Consider the following 23,697-nt stretch of genomic DNA (forward strand, 5'->3'; position numbering starts at 1 on the left):
TCATGTGGCATTGTGAGTCATAAATTAGGGTTGTTATGAAGGATTTTATTTTGTCAAAAAGAGTTCTTATGATTAGTATTTTTAGATGTAGTGGCAACCATTGCAGTTGTCGCCTTCAAAATAGCAACTACAAGAGTTGCCACTACATCAATTTCATTAAAAAAAGCGGTCGGAAATTGTTTTTCTGACCGCTTTTGGGGTAATAATATGCTACGTCTAACTCGGCTTAAAACGCAAAGCATTGCGTCTCTACCAATGACAATGTATTTTTAATAATCGCTCAACCACTCATTCACTCAATTCACCTGAAACTATTGTTCCATCAAATAAGCTTTGATAAATTCGTTGATTTCGCCATTTAATACAGCATCTGTATTAGAAGTCTGGTAATTGGTTCTATGGTCTTTTACACGACGGTCGTCGAGGACATAACTACGGATTTGTGAGCCCCATTCAATCTTTTTCTTTCCTGCTTCTACCTCGGCACGAGCAGCGTTACGCTTTTCAATTTCGATTTGATAGAGTTTAGACTTCAATAATCGTAGGGCAACTTCTTTGTTTTGTAGCTGTGAACGCTCTTGCTGACAAGCAATAATAATTCCCGAAGGTTTGTGCGTCAAACGTACTGCTGTTTCTACTTTGTTTACGTTCTGACCACCTGCACCTCCCGAACGGAAAGTATCCCATTCAATATCTGCGGGATTTACGTCAATTTCAATTGTATCATCGGCCAATGGATATACATATACAGACGCAAAAGAAGTATGACGACGAGCATTGGAGTCAAACGGAGAGATACGAACTAAGCGGTGTACCCCATTTTCGGACTTAAGATTTCCATAGGCAAATTCGCCATCAATTTCGAGTGTCACAGATTTTACACCCGCTACATCGCCATCGTTATGGTCTACTTCTCTTACTTTGAAGTTGTTTTTCTCGCCCCACATGATATACATACGCATCAGCATAGCAGCCCAGTCTTGCGACTCTGTCCCTCCTGCTCCTGCATTGATTTCTAGTACAGCAGACATATTATCGCCTTCATCAGACATCATTTTGCGGAATTCGAGTTCACCAAGTTGGGTTTCAAGTTTCTCTCCTTCGGCATCTACCTCTTCTTCTGAAGCTTCGCCAAGGTCATAAAACTCAAAAATAGTTTCTAAATCCCCCAAGTGTCCATTGGCTTTGTCAAAACCCGAAGTCCAGAATTTCAATTCACGCATTTGGCGCATGATGCTTTCTGCTTTTTTGGGGTCATTCCAAAATTCAGGATCTAGCGTGATGGTTTCTAATTCTGAAATTTGGTACTTCTTGTTATCGTAGTCAAAGATACCTCCTCAAAGCCTCTACTCTGGCTTTCAGGTCATTGAACCTGTCTCTTGTCATGTTGTTTGATTGTTTTAATTGAGGTGCAAAGATAGTGCATTTTTAGGGAAGAAATAACAGCGACTTCGGTATTCGGATTAAGGATATTGGATTTCGAATTTGTGGTAATTGGTTAAAATAGGAATGGTAAATTTTATTCCGCAAGCCAATTCTCATATCTCTATTTCGTCACCCAATCATGTGAAGCAGCATCTAAAGTGGTTTTTCTGAAAAAGTTTAAAATGAGTGTTTTAGAAAAACGTTGCCTTTTTTTAACCACATCATTGGGTGATAATTAAATCTGAGTCACAATTCTTATCGTTAGTTAAGTACAAAAGTCTTCAAACGATGGCTTTACGTCCTTTACTTTATTCCCTTAAATTTTTCCTTATTTATGAAAACTAACAAATTCCTTACATTGGCCCTAGCTGTAATGGGCGCTGGTATGATTCAATGGTCTTGTAGCAAAAACGAAGATAGCATCGAGCCTGTTCAGCAAGACCCTAACGCACCCAAAGGTCAAGTACGCATTGGCGTGACGGATGCTCCTATCGACAATGCCGAAGTCAAAGGTGCTTTTGTTACAATCACTGAAGTACGTGTTGATGGTAGAGTTTTCGATGCTTTCAAAGGTCCTAAAACGGTCAATATTGCAGAACTTAACAACGGAAATTTCCTAACGCTTGGCGAAGGGCAGTTGCAAGCAGGTACTTATTCGAAGTTGACTTTTTTCTTTGATTATGAAAAAGATGCGATGGGAAATGCGCCAGGGTCTTACATTCTTAAGGCTGATGGCACAAAAAGTAAACTAGTTATTTCGGGAAATGCCCGTAACTATCTTGACTTAAATACAAAACCTTTTACCATTAGTCAGGATGGAACAACCGATTTGATGGTAGATTTTGATTTGCGTAAAGCGATTAAAACATTCAATGAAAATGCACAAAAACAATACTCTTTTGTAACCTACGGCGAGTTACAATCCTCGATTCGAGTGGTAAACAAAACGGCTACAGGTACTATTTCTGGACAAGTGAGTGGTTATAACGCAGCCACAATGGGCAATGTAGTAGCCTTTGTGTATAAAAAAGGGGAATTTAACCAAAACGTTGAAACAAAAGGTCAAGGAGAAAGTTCAGTAGAGTTTAAGAATGCCGTATCGAGTGCCAAGGTAGATGCCGCAGGTAATTTTAAGGTATCATTCTTGGAAGAAGGAGATTACGAAATCCATTTTGCTTCCTTCAAAAGTTCGGGCGATGCTAATTCGTCTGTAGCGCTAAACTCATTCTTGAACCTTTCAGGAAATCTTGATTTGACAAAACTTTCGGTAAAAAGTAGCACAGAGGTACGTTTATCACTATCTATCAAAGGTTTTTTAGGCTTATAAAAAGCAATAGATTATAAACAGCTCATTTTTTATCCGAAAAACACTGGTTGACGAGTGCTTATACCTTGAATTTATATCTTAACTTAATTTGTTTTGACAATCCTCCTTCGAATTTTCGGAGGAGGATTTCGTTTTTTACTGAGAGGGTTTACTGCTTTTGAATATTTATACTTCTTCCTCAATACCTTGAAGTTATCAAAATTGACAGATGAAGTATAAACTGTATAAGTTTAGCCAAAAACTTGTAATTAATCACTTAGCAGTTGACAGCTTATAACTATATTTGTAGCCAAATTGTACTTTTCCCTTTAAAATAGAACAAAATGGCAACAACTTATGATTTAATAGTGATTGGTTCAGGACCAGGTGGATATGTAGCTGCAATTCGTGCGTCTCAGTTGGGTTTGAAATGTGCCGTAGTAGAACGCGAATCGTTGGGAGGTATCTGCTTGAACTGGGGCTGTATTCCTACTAAAGCTTTATTGAAATCAGCGCAAGTTTTTGAATACATCAAACATGCTTCTGATTACGGTATTACTGTTTCTGAAGCTAGCGCAGATTTCGGTGCTGTTATCAAGCGTTCACGTGGCGTTGCCGATTCCATGAGCAAAGGTGTTCAATTCTTGATGAAGAAGAACAAAATTGACGTAATCATGGGTAACGGTAAAGTAAAACCTGGCAAAAAAGTAGAAGTAACCGCTGCCGATGGTGCTGTTACAGTATATGATGCCAAAAATATCATGATTGCTACTGGCGCACGTGCTAGAGCTTTGCCAAATATCCCTATCGATGGCGTAAAAGTAATCGACTACCGTAAAGCAATGTCTCTTGAAACTCAACCAAAATCATTGGTTGTGATCGGTTCTGGAGCAATCGGTGTTGAGTTTGCTTACGTGTACGCTGCTATGGGTACAAAGGTGACGATTGTAGAATTTATGCCAAACATCGTTCCTGTTGAAGACGAGGACGTATCTAAAGAATTGGCTAAACAATACAAAAAATTAGGTATCGATATTCATACTAACTCATCTGTTGAATCTGTAGATACAGCTGGTGAAGGTTGTAAAGTATCGGTAAAAACTCCTTCTGGTAATATCACAATCGACTGTGACATCGTTCTTTCGGCTGCTGGTGTTATTTCTAACCTTGAAAACGTAGGTTTAGAAGATGTTGGTATTATTACTGACAAAGGCAAAATCTTGGTTAACCAATGGTACGAAACTAACATCCCAGGCTACTATGCTATCGGTGATGTTACACCAGGTCCTGCATTGGCTCACGTTGCTTCTGCCGAAGGTATTATCTGTGTGGAAAAAATCGCTAACCACCCAGTACACCCATTAGACTATAGCAATATTCCAGGCTGTACTTACTGCTCTCCAGAAATTGCTTCTGTAGGTCTTACTGAGAAAAAAGCAAAAGAAGCTGGATACGAAATCAAAGTGGGTAAATTCCCATTTGTAGCATCTGGTAAAGCTACTGCTGCTGGTGCTAGAGACGGTTTTGTGAAAGTAATTTTCGATGCAAAATACGGTGAATTCTTAGGTGCACACATGATTGGTTACAACGTAACTGAAATGATTGCTGAAGTAGTTGTGGCTCGTCGCCTTGAAACTACTGCTCATGAAATCATGACAGCTGTTCACCCTCACCCAACTATCTCTGAGGCTATCAAAGGTGCAACTGAAGCAGCTTATGGCTGTGCTGTTGACTTATAATCAGCGTTGATATTCTTCATAAAGGCCGTGTAGAACCCTCTACACGGCCTTTGTTTTTTATATAACTTAGAATAAAATTAAAAGGCAGAAGATGATTTGAAAGAGCTGAATTACCCTTCTACTTTTATCATTTTATGAGTCTTCTCAAGATTTTATCATTTATGAAAAAATTTGCACTCCTCTTTATATACTTTATTCCTCTTTGGAGTTTCGCACAGCTAAAAACAGATGTTCTTGTGATTGGTGGAGGTGCTAGTGGCGTGATGGCAGGTATTCAAGCTGCTCGGTTGGGCGTAAAGGTTACCATTATTGAAGAGGAAGCTTGGCTTGGTGGAATGCTTACTTCGGCGGGGGTCAGTGCCATAGATGGTAATCATCATTTACCAAGTGGGCTTTGGGCAGAATTCAAAAATGCACTTGTCAAACATTATGGTACAGCCACCGCCCTACAAACAGGTTGGGTAAGCCAAGTGATGTTTGAGCCTCAAGTAGGACAACAGATTCTTTCCGAGATATGTAGTAAAGAATCAAACCTTCATGTGTTATTGGGCACTCGATATACACAGATTATTTCTCAGAATAACAACTGGCTTGTTTCTTTGGCAGGAAATACCTCCGAAACTATTCAGGCCAAAATCCTTATCGATGCTACCGAGTTAGGCGATGTTGCAGCTCTCTTAGGGGTAAAATATGACTTAGGAATGGATGCCAAAAGTACCTATCAGGAAAGAGTAGCTCCTCAGCAAGCCAATGACATTATTCAGGACTTGACATACGTGGCTGTACTAAAAGACTACCATCAGGTTCAAAAGCCTGTAAGCCCTTCTGCTGATTATCATAGAGAGGATTTTATTTGTGCTTGTGAAAAATTATGCCCTGACAAACAAATGCCTAGACTTTGGGATTGTGAAAAAATGAAAACGTATGGGAAGCTACAAAACGACCTGTACATGATTAATTGGCCAATTCATGGCAATGATTATTATGCTAATATGGTTGATATGAATGCCGAACAACGCAAACAAGCCATTATTAAAGCCAAAGAGCATACCCGAAATTTTGTGTACTTCATGCAAACCGAATTAGGCTGGAATACCCTCGGATTAGCTGATGTTTTTGAAACAAAAGATTCTCTCCCTATGATTCCCTATCACCGCGAAAGTCGACGTATCAAAGGACTAGCACGCATCAATATGAATCATCTTGAAAAACCATTTACCCAAGCCGAACCACTTTACCGTACAGGTATCGCCGTGGGAGATTATCCTATAGATCAGCATCATGGCAAAAACCCCAAAGCACCCGATTTGTACTTTGTTCCAGTACCTTCTTTCAATATTCCTTTGGGGAGTCTTATCCCTGAGAATGTCAGTAATCTTATCGTTGCTGAAAAATCTATCTCCGTATCCAACCTTGTCAACGGAGCTTCACGCCTTCAGCCTGTTGTCATGGAAATAGGACAAGCGGCTGGCGTGCTGGCTGGTCTTGCGGTTCAAAACAAGGTTTCTCCAGAAAAGGTATCTATTCGAAAAGTACAAAATACCTTAGTCAACCAGAAAGCATACCTGATGCCTTATATCGATGTCTCTCCTGAGCATCCTTATTTTAGAGCTATTCAAAAAATTGGAGCAACAGGTATCTTGAAGGGAGAAGGTAAAAACAACAAATGGTCGAATGAAACATGGTTCTACCCAGACTCCACCATTTTGTTGAAAGATTTCTTGCTAGGACTAAAACCTTACTATCCCAAGCTCAAGTTACCCACATTTATAGAGTCGGAGTTGAGTTATCCACTGAGTTATCCACAATTGGCGAGCATATTTATCCACATATCACCAAAACATCAAGTAAATCTTCCACCGACAGGAACTATCCAAAGAGGAGAACTTGCCTATCTGGTGGATAAAGTATTAAATCCTTTTTATCAAAAAATCGACCATCAAGGGTTTTTAGCACAAGAAAAAAACACAAAAAATCCATAGATTTACCTTCTATTTTTTACCAATTCTAGAAAGATAAATCTATGAATTTCGGAAAAAGGTTTTATCGGGATTATCCTATTTTAGTCAATAATTTTAACCAAGCTTTTCCCCAATGCTTTTCCCTGTAACATCAAGTCTAATTTTGCTGGAACTTCCTCTAAACCAATCTCATGACTAATTAAATTTAGGTTGTCTAACTTCCAGTCACTGGCTAAATGCTGCCAAATTTCTAGGCGTTTAGACATTGGACATTCGGCCGAATCTATACCTAACAGAGCATTGCCTCTTAAGATAAATGGAAATACCGAAGTAGGTAAATCAGGAGATGCCACCAGACCGCAAGCTGCAACAGCTCCGCCATAGTGAAGTGACTTCAAAATAGTTGCCAAGATATTCCCTCCTACGGTATCTACTGCTCCTGCATAAATGGACTTTAACATCGGACGACCAGAGGTATCATTTAAACTTTCGCGACTAACAATCTCGGTTGCCCCTAAACGCTGGAGTAACTCCGCTGCTTCGGGTTTTCCTGTGACAGCCACTACCTCGAAGCCTAATTTTGCTAAAATAGCTACCGATAAAATACCTACTCCACCCGTTGAACCTGTGACAATCACTTTGCCTTTTTCTGGACTAACCCCATATTTCAACAAAGCATCAATACATAAACCTGCCGTAAAACCCGCTGTACCCAGTATCATCGCTTCGGCAAGACTCAATCCTGCTGGCAGAGCAATTACCCATTTGGCAGGTACACGGATATATTCGGCCAAAGCACCCGAAGTATTCATTCCCAAATCGTAACTGGTGACTAATACTTCTTGTCCAACCGAAAAATTAGCATCGGTACTTTCAACCACGACACCCGAGGCATCAATCCCTGGTGTATGCGGATAATTACGGGTTACGCCTTTGTTTCCAATCGAGGATAGGGCGTCTTTATAATTCAAAGTAGAATAATGGACTTTGATTAATACCTCACCTGCGGGTAAGTCTTCGATATTACGTTGCGTGATGGTTCTTACATATTGCTTTTCAGCATTTTCGGATACCACAAGGGCTTTAAATTGGCTCATAGTTTTGTTATGTTAATGGGCATTTTGCCCGCTTTAAGCTTTATGCATTAAGCTCAAAACTGTGCTTGCCTACGGCTTACTGCATAAAGCGTAATAATTTATTATTACTAATGATATATCTATCTATTACTTCTAATCAAAGAGTTATTTCAAAATTTCTATTCTTACCCAATATCTCAACTGAACTTTACCACTCTCATTAGATTGCTTTCAGATAAAATTCATTTATTTTGCTTTCTGTCATAAACTTCTACAAAATATCCCTGAAAGTCAAGCAATTACAAAGGGTACAGATACTTACAAAAAATGCAGTTTTGCTGACTATCAATGTTTTATTTTTTGAAATAATGGAAAAAAATCTTGTTGAATATAACTGTCCTTCAGATGTATTTATGAAAGTCTTGAAGGGAAAATGCAAAACCACTTTATTGGTACTTATCAAAAAAGGGGTCAATCGATTTGGCGAAATGAAACGCGCGCTTCCAACCATTAGCGAACGTATGCTCGCTAAGCAATTAGATGAACTCGAAGCAGATGGTATTTTGAGTAGAACCGTTTTTGCCGAAGTTCCGCCACGTGTGGAATACGCTTTGACCGAATATGGAGAAACGCTTTACCCGATTGTAAAGGAAATTCGAAAGTGGGGCCGTATTCATCAGGAAAAAACTTTACAAAATATATAATTTTTTTTGACCCTACTGACATACCCTTGTCACTGAGCTGTACTTATTTTGTCATGTCTTCAATGCAAAGCGAAAAGTTGAACATTGATTTAACCCATTGCAAAAACTTCTTATACTTTAAACTTCACAATCAAAATGACAACTAAACAAATCCCTGCTCAGAAGTATTTTATCTACAGTACTGAAACTACCTTACCGCATGTCAATACCATAGCTATGCGAGAAGTAGAACCTCTGTACGTAACGGCATCTCAATTAGGTTTAGAAGCACAAGGACCTTTAGAGTTTATTTATTGGAATGCCTCTGGCGACCCGACCAAACCTTTTACACTCGAAATCGCATTGCCTGTCAATGAAGCAGAGGTTGAGTTACCTGAAAAATATACTTTAACAACACACGAAAGCTTCAAGGCTATGGCTCATGTGCATCATGGTGATTTCAGTAATATCGAGGCTGTATATGAAGTTTTATTTAAGGAATTATATGGCAGTGGCGCAAAACCCACCAATCAAGTTCGTGAAGTGTATATTCATTGGGTCGATTTAACTTCAGCCGACAATGTTTCAGAGATTTTATTAGGAATAGAATAAGATTTATTTCGTCAAAACTCAAATCCTATTTGCTATGATTAAGTTTGCCTATACCATTCTGTATGTCTCAGATGTTGAAAAGTCTGTGGCATTTTATGAAAAAGCTTTTCAATTTACTACTAAGTTTATCAGCCCCGACAGTACGTACGCAGAGTTGATTACAGGTGAAACGACTTTATCTTTCGCGCATAAATCTTTAGCCGCAAGTAATTTGCCTGAGGGTTTTCAGGAAAGTAGTCTTTCGTCTAAACCTTTCGCTATTGAAATTGGCTTTACTACCGATGATGTTGAAGCTTTGGTACAACAATCCATAGAAGCAGGCGCCACCTTGGTAGCTCAGCCAAAACAAAAGCCTTGGGGACAAACAGTAGCTTATGTGCGTGATATTGATGGCTTTTTAATAGAGCTTTGTACGCCGATGGGATGAGGATATTGAGTGAGTTAGCGATTGGAGATTTAGTGATTTTCATTCTTAGGCATACATCATCCAAATCCTTTAATTCTTAAAATTATTTACAAAAAAAGGTTGTCAAAGCTCTATAGCCTCGACAACCTTTTTTTCATTCTTTTTTGTCAAACCTACAACACAAAACCAACACCTACGGTTGAGTGTGAAAACTCATCTACTAAAATAAAAGCTCCGTTAGATGGGTTATCTTCGTATTTATCTGCAAAAATTGGTTTGGCAGTTTTGATTGTTACCTCTGCAATTTCGTTTAATTTCAATTCTGAGAAATCAGCAATAACATCGTGATTTACGACATCGTACTTTTTATTCAAGCTTACAACTTTAGCTTTTGAATCGTTGATACCATGTTGTAAAATGTAGTTGCGACCCGAAGTAAGTGCTTGAGAGTCTAACCAACATACTTTTGCATTGATTTCTTTCAACTGCGCTGGTTGGTCGTCTGATTTTACCAACATATTACCACGCGATACATCCACATCTGTTTCGAGAGTAATTACTACAGATTCTTTTGGACCAGCTGTTTCGAGCTTTTGACCAAATTTCTCAATAGTAGCAATTTTTGTACTTTGTCCAGTTGGCAATACCGTTACAGTATCTCCTACAGTAAACTCACCACTAGCAATTTTACCAGCATATCCTCTATAGTCGTGGAATTCTTCTGTTTTTGGACGAACCACAAATTGTACAGGGAAACGAGCCGAGTGCGAAGCACCAACTGCTGTTTCTGGATGGAATTGCTCTAATTCTTCTAATAATGGTAAACCGTTGTACCAAGACATTTCGTCAGATTTGGTAGAAAGGTTTTGTCCGTACAAAGAAGACATAGGAATGAAAGTAATCTCTTGACCTTCGAAAGATACTTTTGAAGCTAAATCTTCAACGCTAGCTTTGATTTCGTTGAAACGCTCTTCGCTATAACCTACCAAGTCCATTTTATTGACACAAACAACAACTTTTGGAATTCGCAAAGTAGAAGCGATAAAGAAGTGACGGTAAGTTTGCTCCAACACACCATTACGAGCATCAATCAAAATCATTGATACTTTGGTATTCGAAGCACCAGTTACCATGTTACGCGTATATTCGAAGTGCCCAGGCGTATCGGCAATGATATATTTGCGTTTTGGTGTCGAGAAATAAATATGTGCCACGTCGATTGTGATACCTTGTTCACGCTCGGCAATAAGGCCATCTGTCAACAATGACAAATCAAGAAAATCAAGACCTTTTCTTTTCGAAGCCGCTTCAAGTGCTTCGATTTTGTCTTTTGTGATAGATTTTGTTTCGTATAATAAACGTCCAATCAATGTACTTTTTCCGTCATCAACCGAACCTGCTGTTGCTATTCTTAAAATGTCCATCTTTCGATTTGGGATTTTAGATTTTCGATAGGGGATTTTACCTTATCTCTCTTTTACTCTAGTTTTTTGTTCTAAACTACGTTTTGCTGTTTTGATTGAGGATACTATAATAGAGGTTAATTCATTGGCCTCCGTCATGAGTAATTCCAACTTTTCTTTTTTAACAATACCTGATTCTACTAAAAGCTCTAACCAAAAAAGAGATTCATCCGCTTCCTCCTCAACAATTCCTAACTTTGCAATAAATTCAGCTTGTGAACGTGCACGGCAAGAGGCTCTATAATTGGCTGCAACAGCAGTACTAGATCGTACTATTTGTTTTGCAATAACCTGTGCTGAAACAGTCTGAGGCAAAGAGTCTACAAGTCGAATAACTCTAATAGCAAATGTTTTTGTTCTTTGCTTTATTAGCTCTTTCATAAGATTAAGGTTTTGTAGAAAGCTTTCAGATAAAATCTGAAATCAAAAATCAGCAATCCGAACTTAGAAATATCCTTGTTGCTTGCGTTTTTCCATGGCAGCTTCAGAGCGTTTGTCGTCGATGCGGGCACCACGTTCTGAGATTTCGGCAGCAAGGATTTCGCCAATAATATCGTCTAGCTCTACTGCTTCTGAAGATACCGCTGCTGTACAGGTCATGTCGCCTACTGTACGGAAACGTACTGTAGCTTCGAATGGGATTTCGTCAGCGTCTTTGTTTAAGTATTCAGAATCAGCCCAAAGCATTCCATCTCTTTCAATTACCTGACGTTTGTGCGAGTAATAGATTGAAGGAATCGCCATTTTCTCTTCCTTGATATAATTCCAAACATCTAATTCTGTCCAGTTTGAAATAGGGAAAACACGTACGTTTTCACCAATAGAGATACGTCCATTCAACATATCGAACAACTCAGGACGTTGGCGTTTAGCATCCCACTGACCGAAGTCGTCACGTACTGAGAAAATACGCTCTTTAGCACGAGCTTTTTCTTCGTCGCGACGAGCGCCACCGATACAAGCATCAAACTTAAATTCTTCGATTGTGTCTAGCAAGGTTACTGTTTGCAAAGCATTTCTTGAAGCATACTTACCTGTCTCTTCTTTTACTTTGCCTTGGTTGATAGAATCTTGCACATAGCGAACGATTAGGTCGGCACCTACTTCGTTGGCTAGCCAGTCTCTAAACTCAACGGTTTCAGGGAAGTTATGTCCAGTATCGATATGTACTAATGGGAAAGGGATTTTCCCTGGATAAAACGCCTTTTGTGCCAAGCGCACAAGGGTAATAGAGTCTTTACCCCCTGAAAACAACAAAGCAGGACGCTCAAACTGCGCCGCTACTTCGCGGATAATATAAATGGCTTCGTCTTCCAATTCACGAGGAAACACACCCCATTTTGGTTGCGCTTCGGAAGCTACTTCAACATCTTTTTCTATCGATACATTACTCATATTCTATTATTATTTAATCAATATTCTTCTATATATTGAGTGATTTGAGAATGAGCGATTTGACTCATTCATGGTCAAATTGACAAATTCACTAAGTTAGTGGACAAAATAAAAATTACACATTCGGCTTTCAGCAAAAGTATCTCTCAATTCAATGAAGCGTTTTGGCTTAATGCCTAAAGCTTACAGCCCATAGCCTATTAATTCAATTTTATTTTGCTGCATGTAATCCGCATTCTTTTTGAGATGCTTCCCACCACCAACGACCTGCACGAGGATGCTCTCCTTCGGTAATAGCACGTGTACATGGCGCACAACCAATCGAAATAAATCCTTTGCGATGCAATGGACTATCAGGAACGCGATTAGCTTTGATATAGGCCAATACCTCTTCGTAAGTCCAGTGGATTAATGGATTGAACTTAATGATTTTATTAGCTTCATCCCACTCTACAATTGGCATATCCGAACGGTTGTCTGATTGTTCGGCACGCAAACCTGTAATCCAAACCTCTGCACCTGTCAAAGCACGCTTTAATGGTTCGATTTTACGAATAAAACAACATTCTTTACGATTCTCAACAGAGAAATAAAAACTATTAAAGCCCTTTTCCTTTGCCAATGCTTCTACCTTTGCTGTATTTGGGAAATACGTTTCGAACGATTGATTGTACTTAGCTCTTGTAGCATCCATCAAATCGTACGTTTCCTGAAACAAACGACCAGTATCAAGCGTAAAGACACGAATATTGAGAGCAGCATTGGTAGGATTGTTCTTGTAGATTGCGTCGGTAATTACCTGATCTTCCTGCCCAAATGAAGTAGAAAACACTACATTTTGATAATTTTCGGCTACATACTGAAGCGCTTCGCCGAGAGAGAGTGATTCTAATGTTTGTTTTAACGCGAATAAATCTGCCATTTTCACATAAAGCAAGTATCGTACCTTGCTGATTTAGCGAGGCTTAGCCTCATTTCAATTCTACTACAAATATATATAAAGTCTAGTGATAAAGTAGTCTTGTTAGGTGAAATATTTTTTATTTACATGAAATTTTCTCAATCTAAAACTGTTATCTTTAAAAGCAATAGTGACAACTAAGCGTGTCGAGCATAAATATAAAAAGCTATGAATCAGAGACTTGTTTCGTATTTTGAAAAAACAAACAGTCGCAGCCGCATGTCGGACATGGACTTGAAGGATTTGAAAAATCTTGTGCGGAAAGGAGAAGGCAGTCAACTCGAATTCAAGCTAAAAGCCAAGCATCCTGAAAAAATTATTCGTGAAATAGTAGCCTTTGCCAACACTGATGGAGGAACCTTATTGTTGGGTGTTGGCGATGACAAAAGTATTCCAGGCTTAAAATTCGCTGACGATGAGGAGTTTATTCTGGTACAAGCCATTGAAAAATTTTGCGACCCTCCTATTAATTTTCAACTCGAACGAATGGCTATTACCAACGAGCGTGATATATTGATTTTTACGATACCTCAAAGTAATGAAAAACCGCATTTTGTTAAACTTTCGTCTACAGAACCTCCAAAGGCTTATGTAAGAGTACAAGATCGTTCGGTACAAGCCAGCAAGGAGGTTAAGCAAATTTTACGTCGTGAAAATGAGGAAGGTATTCGATTTGTATTTGGGGAAAAAGAAAAAGTATTGATGGAGTATCTAGCTCAACATCAAAATATTACTTTAGAAAAATTTGCTGAGATAGCCAAAATTCCACTATGGCTCGCCTCAAGAACATTGGTGTTATTGGTATTAGGTCATGTACTAAGAGTACAACCCAACGAGTTGGTAGATACGTATGTGATTTACTAAATTATTGCTGAATGAGGATTCTTGTGTAGAGCAACCATATTTTAAAACTCTACACAAATCTTTGGGCAAAATTGAATAAATGTTACCCGCGATAGGCAATATGTCATAGGATAAAAGTATTCCTAAATACATTTTTGCCAAACGCTTACGGCTTATAGCATAAAGCGTATTAATACAAAAGTTAACCATTTCTGTTTTCTTTACATTTCTCGAACCTCCAATATGAAAAACTCTTACTCCATTTTGTTATTTGGAGCTTTTTTAAGCGTACTTACCATTACTCTAAGTTGCTCTAAAAAATCTATTGATAGCAATGATACTACCACAGCATCCTCTTTTGACTTAATTCAACAAAAGATATTAACCCCCTCTTGTGCTACCTCTGGTTGTCATGCCTCCACCAGCGACAATACCTATGCTCAACATGGCTTGGTGCTAGAAAAATCTGTAGCTTACCAAAATCTCGTAGGGATTAGTCCCAAGAATGATTTGGCCAAGACAGACAATCTGCAAAGAGTTAAACCTTTTAAATCTTTAGAAAGCCTTCTTTTTCATAAACTCGAATGGGATGCAAGCCACCACAGTGGCAAGCAATACGGCCTTCCGATGCCGCTTGGAAGCAATGCTTTATATGTAGGACAAATTGAATTTATCAGAAGATGGATAGAAGCTGGTGCTCCACGCACAGGCGATGTGGTAGACAAAACTTTATTGGACGACACTACGCCAAGCTATGCCACAAATAGTACACCTTTCGAAGCACTCAAAAGTCCACAAGAGGAAGGAGTAACAGGTATTCAGTTGCATGTAGATGCTTTTAATGTAGCGGCTAATTTTGAAAGAGAAATTTTTGTTCGAAAAAGTTTGGGCAACTCTAGCGATGTGTATGTCAATCGCATCAAGCTCAAGTCCCGTGCCAATAGTCACCACTTAGTTCTTTATGATTTTAGAAATAAAGATAATGCTTTGTTGATACCTACTATTGATGTGGTACGTGATTTGCGTAATGCTGATAATTCTCTAAATGCCCTTACTGTTTTACAAATGTCAAACCATATTTTCTTGGGAGGGGGCACCGACCCTAATCAAGATTATATATTTCCTGAGGGTATAGCCTTGAAACTCCCCGCTGGTGCTGCAATTGATATAAATCCTCATTATTTCAACAAAACGAATCAACCGTTTTTAGGCGAAAATTATGTCAATCTCTACACGGTTCCTGCTTCAAAAGTCCAGAAAGTAGTGCAAATGATTGATTTTAATAATACAAGCTTTAGTCTTCCTGCCAATCAGCGCACCACTATTACCAAAGATTTTAAATTTGATAGCAATGTCACCATCGTTTCGCTCACCTCACATAATCATAAGTATGGTGAAAAATTTGTTATCAAAATCAAAGGAGGCACACGAGATGGCGAGACCGTTTATGAAAGCACCGACTGGGAACATCCTAAAGTGATTAATTTTAGCGTTCCTATACAACTTAAAAAAGGCGAAGGATTAACCTCCGTAGTAACCTATAACAATACAACTAACAAAAACTTAGGCTTTGGTTTAACCTCTGAAGATGAAATGAATATCATCTTTGGATACTACTATGTTAACCCATAAAGCCAAATTCCAAATCATCAGCGACTTAATCCGTTCATAGATAAAATATATCTTTCATTAATTGGGGAACTTTTTCTTGATGAATAAATCAGAAGAGATATTATATTTGCTCACTTTTAGCACTTTGAAATATTATCAGACAAATATCTATTACAAAACCCCTAACTTTTTGTGTTTTTTATAGATTAGAGAAACGTACTTACCAACAATAAGTCATAATTTACAGATACTCAGACAAGTAATTCTAATCATTATTATAAAACACAAGCGATTCCATCTATGGAACACAAACATACCGACAAAGCCACAGCAGCGGGTCTGCTAGTGGCAATGGGAATTATCTACGGTGATATTGGTACATCCCCACTCTACGTAATGCAGTCTATAATAGGCTCCGCTCCTATCAATGAAACAACCGTTTTAGGCGGTTTATCTTGTATTTTTTGGACATTGACCTTACAGACAACACTCAAATATGTTATCCTGATTTTGCGAGCAGATAACCGAGGCGAGGGTGGTATTTTTGCACTATTTGCCTTAGTTCGTCGTCATGCCAAATGGCTCACAGTTCCTGCAATCATTGGTGGAGCTACCCTACTAGCCGACGGAATTATCACACCTCCCGTGTCAGTCGCCTCCGCTGTTGAAGGTCTTCGAATGATAAAACCTGACATTGAAACCGTACCAATTGTACTAGCAATTATCACTGTTTTGTTCATGTTCCAAGTGTTGGGAACTAAAATGGTAGGTCGTGCATTTGGTCCTATCATGTTGATTTGGTTTAGTATGCTTGGTTTTCTAGGCATTGTATGGATTGCCAAAGACTGGAGTATTCTAAGAGCGTTTTCACCACATTATGCGATTCAGTTGTTAACCAACCCTTACAACGGCGAAAGTGGATTCTGGACATTGGGTGCAGTATTCCTTTGTACTACTGGTGCTGAAGCCTTGTATTCAGACTTAGGTCACTGTGGCAGAGGCAACATTCGTGTGAGTTGGGTATTTGTAAAAATCTGTTTGATTCTTCAATATTTTGGTCAAGGAGCATGGTTGATTCATCAAAATGGTAGCCTTTTGAACGGACGCAAACCTATTTTTGAATTGATGCCAGAATGGTTCTTACTTTGGGGTATTGTCATTGCAACAGCCGCTGCCATTATTGCCAGCCAAGCCTTGATTTCGGGTTCATTTACATTGGTATCGGAAGCAATTCGTTTGAACTTCTGGCCAAAAGTTCGTCTGAACTACCCTTCAGACCAAAAAGGTCAACTATATGTACCAAGTGTAAATATCTTCCTTTGGTTGGGATGTATGGGTGTGGTATTATGGTTCAAAGAATCGGCTAATATGGAAGCTGCGTATGGTTTGGCCATTACCCTTACCATGTTGATGACTACTGCTTTGATGGCCTATTATCTACATGTCAAAAAATTCGATATGTGGTGGATTGTAGCATTCATTGTAGTATATGTATCTATTGAAGGCTCATTCCTAGTTGCCAACCTACGTAAATTTGTACATGGTGGTTATGTTTCTTTGATTATTGCCACTGCAATTATTGCCCTGATGATTATTTGGTATCGTGCATTTATCATCAAAATGCGTTTGACCGAATATGTCAAATTGGTAGATTATATCGAGCCGTTGAAAGACTTGAGTCAAGATATGAGTATTCCAAAATATGCTACTCACTTGGTATTTATGTCAAATGCCGCTCGTACAAGCGAAATCGAATCGAAAATCATTTATTCGATTTTTCAAAAACGTCCAAAACGTGCTGATATTTATTGGTTTGTTCACGTAGATACCCTCGATGATCCGTATACAATGGAATACAAAGTGGACATCATTGAGCCAGACGACGTGATTAAGGTAACTTTCCGTCTTGGTTTTAGAGTAGAACAAAAAATCAATTTATACTTCAGAAAAGTAGTTGAAGAATTGGTAAAAAATGGAGAAGTGGATATTACTTCACGTTATGAGTCACTCAATCGCCAGAATGTAATTGGAGATTTCCGTTTTGTCGTTCTTGAGAAATTCTTGTCTTACGACAACCAATTATCTATGTTTGAGTCTTTAATTATGAAAGCTTATTTCTTTATCAAAGACTTTACGCCATCTGAAGACAAATGGTTTGGTTTGGATACGAGCGCCGTAAAAGTTGAAAAAGTACCATTGGTTATTCGCCCAGCAGAAAACATTCGTTTGAAGCGTATTGACTAATTTTTTATCCATATTCAAATCGTGTTCTATCAAGTCTTTGTATAGAACACGATTTTACTTTTAATAAACAATCATATATGAAAATTTTGATTACAGGAGGAGCTGGTTTTGTTGGTTCTGCCCTGGCAATTGCTCTAAAAACAAACTATCCCTCTTACGAAGTTATTTGCCTTGACAACCTCCGTCGCAAAGGTTCAGAACTAAACCTTCCTCGTTTGGCACAAGCTGGTGTTACATTTGTACACGGTGATATTCGTAATAAAGAAGATTTTGATGCACTTCCTATCGTAGATGCCCTTATCGAAGCTTCAGCAGAACCTTCTGTTTTGGCAGGATTGGATGGTACACCTGATTATCTAATCAATACCAACTTGGTAGGTACTATCAACTGTTTGAACTTTGCGAAAAAAAGTAATGCCAACTTTATCTTCTTGTCAACTAGTAGAATTTATCCAATCAAAACGATTGAAAAATTAAACTTCGTTGAATCAGATACACGTTTTGCCTTAGCTGATGAACAACCAGTAAGAGGTGTATCGTCAAAAGGTATTGCTGAAGATTTCCCATTAGATGGCGCTCGCTCTTTGTATGGCGCTACGAAGTTGGCTTCTGAATTAATGATTCATGAATACAATGAATTTTATGGTTTAAAAACTGTTATCAACCGTTGTGGTGTATTAACAGGACCATGGCAAATGGGTAAAGTTGACCAAGGAGTAATGGTTCTTTGGGTAGCAAAACACTATTTCGAACAGCAATTAGCCTATATCGGTTACGGCGGTTCAGGAAAGCAAACCCGTGATATGCTTCACGTACTTGATCTATATCGTTTGATTGATTTCCAATTGCATAATATGGATAAAGTAAATGGCGAAATCTTAAACGTGGGTGGCGGTGTTGAAGTAAGTGCTTCTTTACAAGAACTAACGCAGATTTGTCAGGAAGTAACAGGCAAAACAATTCCTATTAATAAAGTAACTGAAAACAGAGCTGCCGATATTCGTTTGTACGTAACTGACAACTCTAAAGTTACTGCCTTGACAGGATGGACACCAAGCATTTCAATGAAACAAATTGTTTCTGAAATCACCGCATGGTTAACTGAATACGAAAGTCAGTTGGCTTATGTATTGAAATAGATTGGGGCTTTCGGCAATCGGATGCACAGCATTAGCATGCTTACCTCAATTGAGTGATTTAGTGTTTGAGCGAATGAGTGATTATTTTTAATAAAATTTTTACTTAATGCTTTGCATCTGAAGATGTATCGTTCTAAAATATAGTATCAGAACATGAGTCATTCCTAATTTTTAGGATTGGGATTATTCTCCAAGTTTTTATTAACATGAGTCATCCCGAATTTTAAGATTGGGGTTATCCTCCAAGTTTTCATCAAAAAAGCGGTCGAAAAATATTTTCCGACCGCTTTTTTAATGAAAACATACTAGATTTTTATTCAGCATAAGACGCAATCATTGCGCCTCTACCACGAGAATACAAATTTTAACATAATCACTCATTCGCTAAATCACTAAATCGCTAAATTCGGGATGACTCATGTTTGATGCTACTATATTGGCTTAAGACGCAATCATTGCGTCTTTACTGCGAGAATACAAACTTTCACATAACCACTCATTCGATCAAACACTAACTCACTCAATTCGACATGATTCATGTTTCATTTTCCGTTTGATAATTATTTGATTATCAAAGTTGTAAAAGACCGTTTTTTTCTTATTTTTATATAAATTTCTTCTAATTGCTCCGCCCATATCAATCTTATATATCCAGTAATCACATCCTTATCTTGCCGTTTTTCAAATTATGACACTTTGTGATTTTACTCACTTATTTAAGACCTTGATATACTATGAAAAAAACTCTACTTATTGCGATTCTTTTATTGTGTATTTTATATGCTGACAGTCTGGGGCAAATTCAAATTAGCTCAGGCTTCAGCTATATTGGAGAAGGCGGATGGGGTAATAAAGCTCAATATGCAGGCTCGGGAATAGATATTAGTGCTAAAAAGTATTTGACAGAAAACCTCAGAATCGGTATGAATTGGGGCGTATATGATATGCGAACCAACTTGATGATTCAAAAGCAAAGCGACGCTCTGCCTATTGTTTATGGTCGAATTCTGAAGCGAGTTGTCCCACTCAACGTTTCAGGAGAGTATTTTTTATGGACAAAACATCTCATAAAGCCTTTTGTGGGCTTAAGTACTGGTACCTATATGAGCCAGTATGACACACAAATTGAGAAAGACTATGAGTATCTAACACCTCGTAAAACTTTTGAAAATAGCATCAATTGGGGCTTTTCACCAAGCGTAGGACTTCAGTTACAAGAAACAGCCGACCGTTTGGGTCTCTATCTAAAATTTAGTTATACTGGGATTCAGTATAGTTCTTCGCAAGGAGGATATACTTCCTTTTATGGCGTATATGCAGGTTTTAGTTTTAAGTTTGGGAAAAAAGTTTACTGGCGTCCTCCTGTATTGACAGTACCAAAACCAGCTCCTTATTTCGAATCCAAAGACCAACGATAACAAAAAAGCCGAGACTCTCGTCTCGGCTTTTTAATTCATCATCGAAGATAAGCCAAAAGATGAACTGGACACCACTCCAAATACACCGCTCCTCTTCCTTTTTTTTGACTCTTGATGCTCAAACCTAATAAAAAATATTTTGTTGTAGGCTTTAAGCTGTAAGCAATAGGCTCTTACCTATGGCTTTCATGCCTTCTGATTACAATAGATTGTTTTTAGACAAATACTCTGCAATTTGAACAGCGTTTGTAGCAGCACCTTTACGAAGGTTATCCGCAACAATCCACATATTCAGCGTTTTTGGTTGAGTTTCGTCACGACGGATACGACCTACAAATACTTCGTCTTTACCATGCGCATTGATTGGCATAGGGTAAACAAAGTTTTTCGGATCATCTTGTACGATTACACCTTCTGTATTTGCCAAAAGATCAAATACTTCTTGCAAATCGAATTCGTTTTCAAACTCAATGTTTACTGACTCTGAGTGACCACCAATTGTAGGAATACGAACCGTAGTTGCAGTCACCGCAATTGAGTCATCCATCATAATTTTCTTAGTTTCGTTCACCATTTTCATTTCTTCTTTGGTGTATCCGTTATCCAAGAAAACATCGATGTGTGGCAATACGTTCAAGTCAATTTTGTGAGGATATACCGCAGGTACATCTGTACGGCCTTCACGTTCTGCAAACAATTGGTCAACCGCTGCTTTACCAGTACCAGTTACTGATTGGTAAGTTGAAACAACCACACGCTTGATTTTGTATTTCAAGTGCAATGGGTTCAACACAACTACCATTTGAATAGTTGAGCAGTTAGGGTTTGCAATAATTTTATCTTCAGTCGTCAATGTATGAGCGTTGATTTCTGGAACTACCAACTTTTTAGTTGGGTCCATACGCCATGCCGACGAGTTATCTACCACTGTAATACCTGCTTCAGCGAAAAGAGGAGCAATCTTTGTAGATGTACCACCACCTGCAGAAAAAATCGCTACATCAGGCTTCATCTTGATAGCATCTTCGAAGCCTACTACGGTGTACTGCTTACCTTTAAACTCAACCTGTTTACCTACTGAACGTTCTGAGGCTACTGGGATAAGTTCTGTTACAGGGAAGTTACGCTCCGTTAAAACTTTCATAATTTCGCCACCGACCAAACCCGTGGCTCCGACTACTGCTACTTTCATTGTTTTACGTACTTTGTTTTTTGGTTATAGTGAAAAGCTGTATGCTTTTATTTATCAATTAAAAAGAAGCATTTAACAGCCGAAAACTTAAGCTAGCGATAGCTAACTCATTACTTAAAAAGTCTGTTTCCAACCTAAGCCAATGACTGGCGTTTGGTCAGATGTTTGATTTATACTTAGCCCAATCCTACTTTGTTGCAGTTGCAACTGATTGTATCGAGCAATAGACTTCGACAAATGGACAGTCGAGCGAAAATTCAAATAGGTGGTAATCACCAAAGCACTGCCCAATGAAGTCCAGTAAAAATTATTTGAAACTTTATCTCGATTAAAAATTGTATAAAGTGAAACCCCAGCTGATGCAATATTGACCCATTGCATGGCTTTTCGTTGACTCTTAAACTTCAAGAACCTACTACTTACTTCGGGGTCTTGTAGTTGTAATAATGGAATTTGTAATGCCAATGGGTTTTCGATAGTCTGCCTTTCGTAGATATATTTCATACCCCAAAAACTGCGCTCTACTGCAATATACTTTGGTTTGGGAAGCTCTGTCTGTCCCAAAGCTGCCTGAGAAATCCCCCAGCATAGTACTACACACCAACCTATTTTTGCATACTTTGATAAACGCATCATTCCATACTTTTTAAGTGTCAAATAGGGCTTTTTCTATAAGTTTTTGACAAATCGTGAGTAATTTTCTGATTTTCACTACGTTGCGACCCGTCAAAAAGTCCGCAAAATTACTCCATAATCTCCGAAGAGAAAAGAAATTTCTTTAGTTTGAATAATATATTCCTAATATTTTAATAAAATACTATGCTATACTGTTTCCAAAGGGTTCTTTTTCAGTTTTTTACTCCAAATTCATAACATCTTTGTGGAGTCACACAAAAATCGAGTGGAATGTCCCATTCGCCTACTTCTTCTATTAATGGCACTGCTTCTTCGAGACATACGCCTATTTTTTGTACTTCTGGTCGGCAATCTGTCAGAAATCTATCATAAAAGCCTTTGCCATAACCCACTCTATTTCCTTTTTGATCAAAAACTAATAAAGGTAATAAAACAGCATCTATCTTTTGAGGCGATACTTGTTGTGAAGAGTTAGGCTCAGGTTCGGGAATACCCCATGCGCTCAAAGTGATTGTTGCGGGCTTATATAAATAGTGTTCCATTTCAAAGGAGTTAGGAACGACCCTCGGCACTACCAATTGCAATTGTGGGTATTTTAACTGAAGTTGTTCAATCAGCGGAAAAGTATCTATTTCCTTCTGAATACGAATCGGCAAAAAGAGATGCAAATAATGTATTGTCGAAAAATCGAAGTTTTCCAATACTTTTTCCACAATTCGCTCACAGCGCTGTTGATATTCAGATTCAGTAAGGTTATTGCGTTTTTCTTTATACTGTTTTCGTAATTCCTTTTTGGTCATTGATTGTGTGATTTTGTTTTACGGCATTTTTCGGAGCAATATTTTACCTCATCCCATACTTTCTCCCATTTCTTTCGCCATGCAAAAGGTCGCTTGCAAGTTTCGCAAATTTTTGAAGGCAAATCTGCTTTTTTACGCATTTTCATCACTTTATCTATTTTAAAAATCTAATTTTTTATGACTTAAAAACCATTTAAAGCAGATAAATGTTAAAAAACAAGTCTAAAAAAATGACTTTTGCAAGTTTCTGAAAAAACTATTATTACCAAATTTCGCTCATTTATTGCCAAAAACTTTCCATTTATGACAGTTCATCGAATACAAACCACAAGCCCAGTTTTTAGGTATAAATTTGTATCAACAATAAGGCAATAAAGTTAGAGAGAAAACGATGCCTAGCCACTAAAAAAAAATTACGTTGTGATTCTCAATAGATTTTAAATTGGTGCAGCTTTTTAAAGTCAAAAATATAAGATCACGACACACCAAAGTTAAGGATTCGACATTACGCATCCGCCAAGTTTACTTCAATTTAAGGGCTTGAAGTAAATATAATAAGTAGAAAAAAATTTCATAAGTAGGAGAGTTAGAAGGGCAATAATCTTTTAATGTTGTGCAAAAAGGTGTATCTGTAGTCAGGTACACCTTTTTTATTTGTTGCGAGTTTTGAGTAATGTGTTTTGAGTTGTCCTATGTCCGAAATCAGAAATCCCAAATCTAAAATTGTTTGAAATCCTTCGTACACTCCTAATGGAGAATGGATGTCGCAACAACCTATCCTTTATTT

At 38.1% G+C, this 23,697-nt stretch carries 21 protein-coding genes; 11 read left to right on the forward strand and 10 right to left on the reverse strand.

What is annotated here, in order from left to right:
* Nucleotides 1–311: 311 nt before the first annotated feature.
* A protein-coding gene (prfB, locus tag QM481_RS19540; RefSeq protein ID WP_166553164.1) for a peptide chain release factor 2 occupies nt 312–1,386 on the reverse strand; the annotation gives its coding sequence in 2 pieces (ribosomal slippage) (nt 312–1,325 and nt 1,327–1,386; 1,074 coding nt in all).
* A gap of 373 nt (nt 1,387–1,759) precedes the next feature.
* Here prfB and QM481_RS19545 point away from each other — a divergent pair.
* From QM481_RS19545 to QM481_RS19555, 3 genes are all read left to right on the forward strand, one after another.
* Nucleotides 1,760–2,752, forward strand: a complete 993-nt coding sequence (locus tag QM481_RS19545; protein WP_166553165.1) for a DUF4382 domain-containing protein — start codon at nt 1,760–1,762, stop codon at nt 2,750–2,752.
* A gap of 323 nt (nt 2,753–3,075) precedes the next feature.
* Entirely contained in the window at nt 3,076–4,470 is a 1,395-nt protein-coding gene (gene lpdA / locus QM481_RS19550; protein WP_166553166.1) for a dihydrolipoyl dehydrogenase, read from the forward strand.
* A gap of 161 nt (nt 4,471–4,631) precedes the next feature.
* On the forward strand, nt 4,632–6,452 hold the full coding sequence (locus QM481_RS19555; RefSeq protein WP_283382991.1) for an FAD-dependent oxidoreductase: 1,821 nt from the start codon (nt 4,632–4,634) through the stop codon (nt 6,450–6,452).
* 80 nt (nt 6,453–6,532) lie between these two features.
* Here the strand turns inward: QM481_RS19555 and QM481_RS19560 are convergent, their stop codons facing one another.
* On the reverse strand, nt 6,533–7,528 hold the full coding sequence (locus QM481_RS19560) for a YhdH/YhfP family quinone oxidoreductase (RefSeq protein WP_166553168.1): 996 nt from the start codon (nt 7,526–7,528) through the stop codon (nt 6,533–6,535).
* Nucleotides 7,529–7,875: 347 nt separating this feature from the next.
* Here QM481_RS19560 and QM481_RS19565 point away from each other — a divergent pair, with 347 nt between their 5' ends.
* The 3 genes from QM481_RS19565 (at nt 7,876) to QM481_RS19575 (ending at nt 9,229) form a co-directional block, all read left to right on the forward strand.
* On the forward strand, nt 7,876–8,211 hold the full coding sequence (locus tag QM481_RS19565; RefSeq protein WP_283370408.1) for a winged helix-turn-helix transcriptional regulator: 336 nt from the start codon (nt 7,876–7,878) through the stop codon (nt 8,209–8,211).
* Nucleotides 8,212–8,346: 135 nt separating this feature from the next.
* A complete protein-coding gene (locus tag QM481_RS19570; protein ID WP_166553170.1) occupies nt 8,347–8,802 on the forward strand; it encodes a GyrI-like domain-containing protein in 456 nt (151 codons plus the stop codon).
* Between the two features lie 34 nt (nt 8,803–8,836).
* Nucleotides 8,837–9,229, forward strand: a complete 393-nt coding sequence (locus QM481_RS19575) for a VOC family protein (protein WP_283382992.1) — start codon at nt 8,837–8,839, stop codon at nt 9,227–9,229.
* Between the two features lie 152 nt (nt 9,230–9,381).
* On the opposite strand, the gene QM481_RS19580 is transcribed toward QM481_RS19575, so the two are convergent.
* The 4 genes from QM481_RS19580 to QM481_RS19595 all read right to left on the reverse strand — a co-directional run bounded on the left by QM481_RS19580 (nt 9,382) and on the right by QM481_RS19595 (nt 12,988).
* On the reverse strand, nt 9,382–10,632 hold the full coding sequence (locus QM481_RS19580) for a sulfate adenylyltransferase subunit 1 (protein WP_283370411.1): 1,251 nt from the start codon (nt 10,630–10,632) through the stop codon (nt 9,382–9,384).
* A gap of 42 nt (nt 10,633–10,674) precedes the next feature.
* Nucleotides 10,675–11,052, reverse strand: coding sequence for a four helix bundle protein (locus QM481_RS19585; protein ID WP_166553173.1), 378 nt, complete (start codon nt 11,050–11,052; stop codon nt 10,675–10,677).
* 63 nt (nt 11,053–11,115) lie between these two features.
* Nucleotides 11,116–12,066 (reverse strand): sulfate adenylyltransferase subunit CysD, encoded by a 951-nt coding sequence (cysD, locus tag QM481_RS19590; RefSeq protein WP_095166345.1) that lies wholly within the window; start codon nt 12,064–12,066, stop codon nt 11,116–11,118.
* Nucleotides 12,067–12,277: 211 nt separating this feature from the next.
* On the reverse strand, nt 12,278–12,988 hold the full coding sequence (locus QM481_RS19595) for a phosphoadenylyl-sulfate reductase (RefSeq protein WP_166553175.1): 711 nt from the start codon (nt 12,986–12,988) through the stop codon (nt 12,278–12,280).
* 207 nt (nt 12,989–13,195) lie between these two features.
* On the opposite strand from QM481_RS19595, the gene QM481_RS19600 reads away from it, so the two are divergent.
* From QM481_RS19600 to QM481_RS19620, 5 genes are all read left to right on the forward strand, one after another.
* On the forward strand, nt 13,196–13,891 hold the full coding sequence (locus tag QM481_RS19600) for an AlbA family DNA-binding domain-containing protein (protein ID WP_205691002.1): 696 nt from the start codon (nt 13,196–13,198) through the stop codon (nt 13,889–13,891).
* A gap of 222 nt (nt 13,892–14,113) precedes the next feature.
* Nucleotides 14,114–15,502: a monooxygenase gene (locus tag QM481_RS19605; protein ID WP_283382993.1), complete on the forward strand. Its 1,389-nt coding sequence runs from the start codon at nt 14,114–14,116 to the stop codon at nt 15,500–15,502.
* 279 nt (nt 15,503–15,781) lie between these two features.
* Nucleotides 15,782–17,725 (forward strand): KUP/HAK/KT family potassium transporter, encoded by a 1,944-nt coding sequence (locus QM481_RS19610; RefSeq protein ID WP_095166342.1) that lies wholly within the window; start codon nt 15,782–15,784, stop codon nt 17,723–17,725.
* Between the two features lie 77 nt (nt 17,726–17,802).
* A complete protein-coding gene (locus QM481_RS19615) occupies nt 17,803–18,864 on the forward strand; it encodes an NAD-dependent epimerase/dehydratase family protein (RefSeq protein WP_166553178.1) in 1,062 nt (353 codons plus the stop codon).
* A 734-nt stretch (nt 18,865–19,598) separates the two neighbouring features.
* Nucleotides 19,599–20,282, forward strand: coding sequence for a hypothetical protein (locus tag QM481_RS19620; protein ID WP_283382994.1), 684 nt, complete (start codon nt 19,599–19,601; stop codon nt 20,280–20,282).
* A gap of 199 nt (nt 20,283–20,481) precedes the next feature.
* Here the strand turns inward: QM481_RS19620 and QM481_RS19625 are convergent, their stop codons facing one another.
* The 4 genes from QM481_RS19625 to QM481_RS19640 form a co-directional block, all read right to left on the reverse strand.
* Complete coding sequence (locus tag QM481_RS19625) at nt 20,482–21,474, reverse strand: aspartate-semialdehyde dehydrogenase (protein ID WP_166553180.1); 993 nt, start codon at nt 21,472–21,474, stop codon at nt 20,482–20,484.
* A gap of 114 nt (nt 21,475–21,588) precedes the next feature.
* Nucleotides 21,589–22,110, reverse strand: a complete 522-nt coding sequence (locus QM481_RS19630) for a hypothetical protein (RefSeq protein WP_283382995.1) — start codon at nt 22,108–22,110, stop codon at nt 21,589–21,591.
* A 212-nt stretch (nt 22,111–22,322) separates the two neighbouring features.
* Nucleotides 22,323–22,910, reverse strand: coding sequence for a 5-formyltetrahydrofolate cyclo-ligase (locus QM481_RS19635; RefSeq protein ID WP_283382996.1), 588 nt, complete (start codon nt 22,908–22,910; stop codon nt 22,323–22,325).
* The gene (locus QM481_RS19640) at nt 22,907–23,056 is read right to left on the reverse strand and encodes a DUF2256 domain-containing protein (RefSeq protein ID WP_283382997.1); all 150 of its coding nucleotides are present in this window, start codon (nt 23,054–23,056) and stop codon (nt 22,907–22,909) included. Before QM481_RS19640 ends, QM481_RS19635 begins: the two co-directional genes overlap by 4 nt.
* Nucleotides 23,057–23,697 lie beyond the last annotated feature (641 nt).

Origin of the sequence: Flectobacillus rivi, assembly GCF_030056655.1 — a bacterium.
In the GTDB taxonomy this organism is placed as follows: domain Bacteria; phylum Bacteroidota; class Bacteroidia; order Cytophagales; family Spirosomataceae; genus Flectobacillus; species Flectobacillus rivi.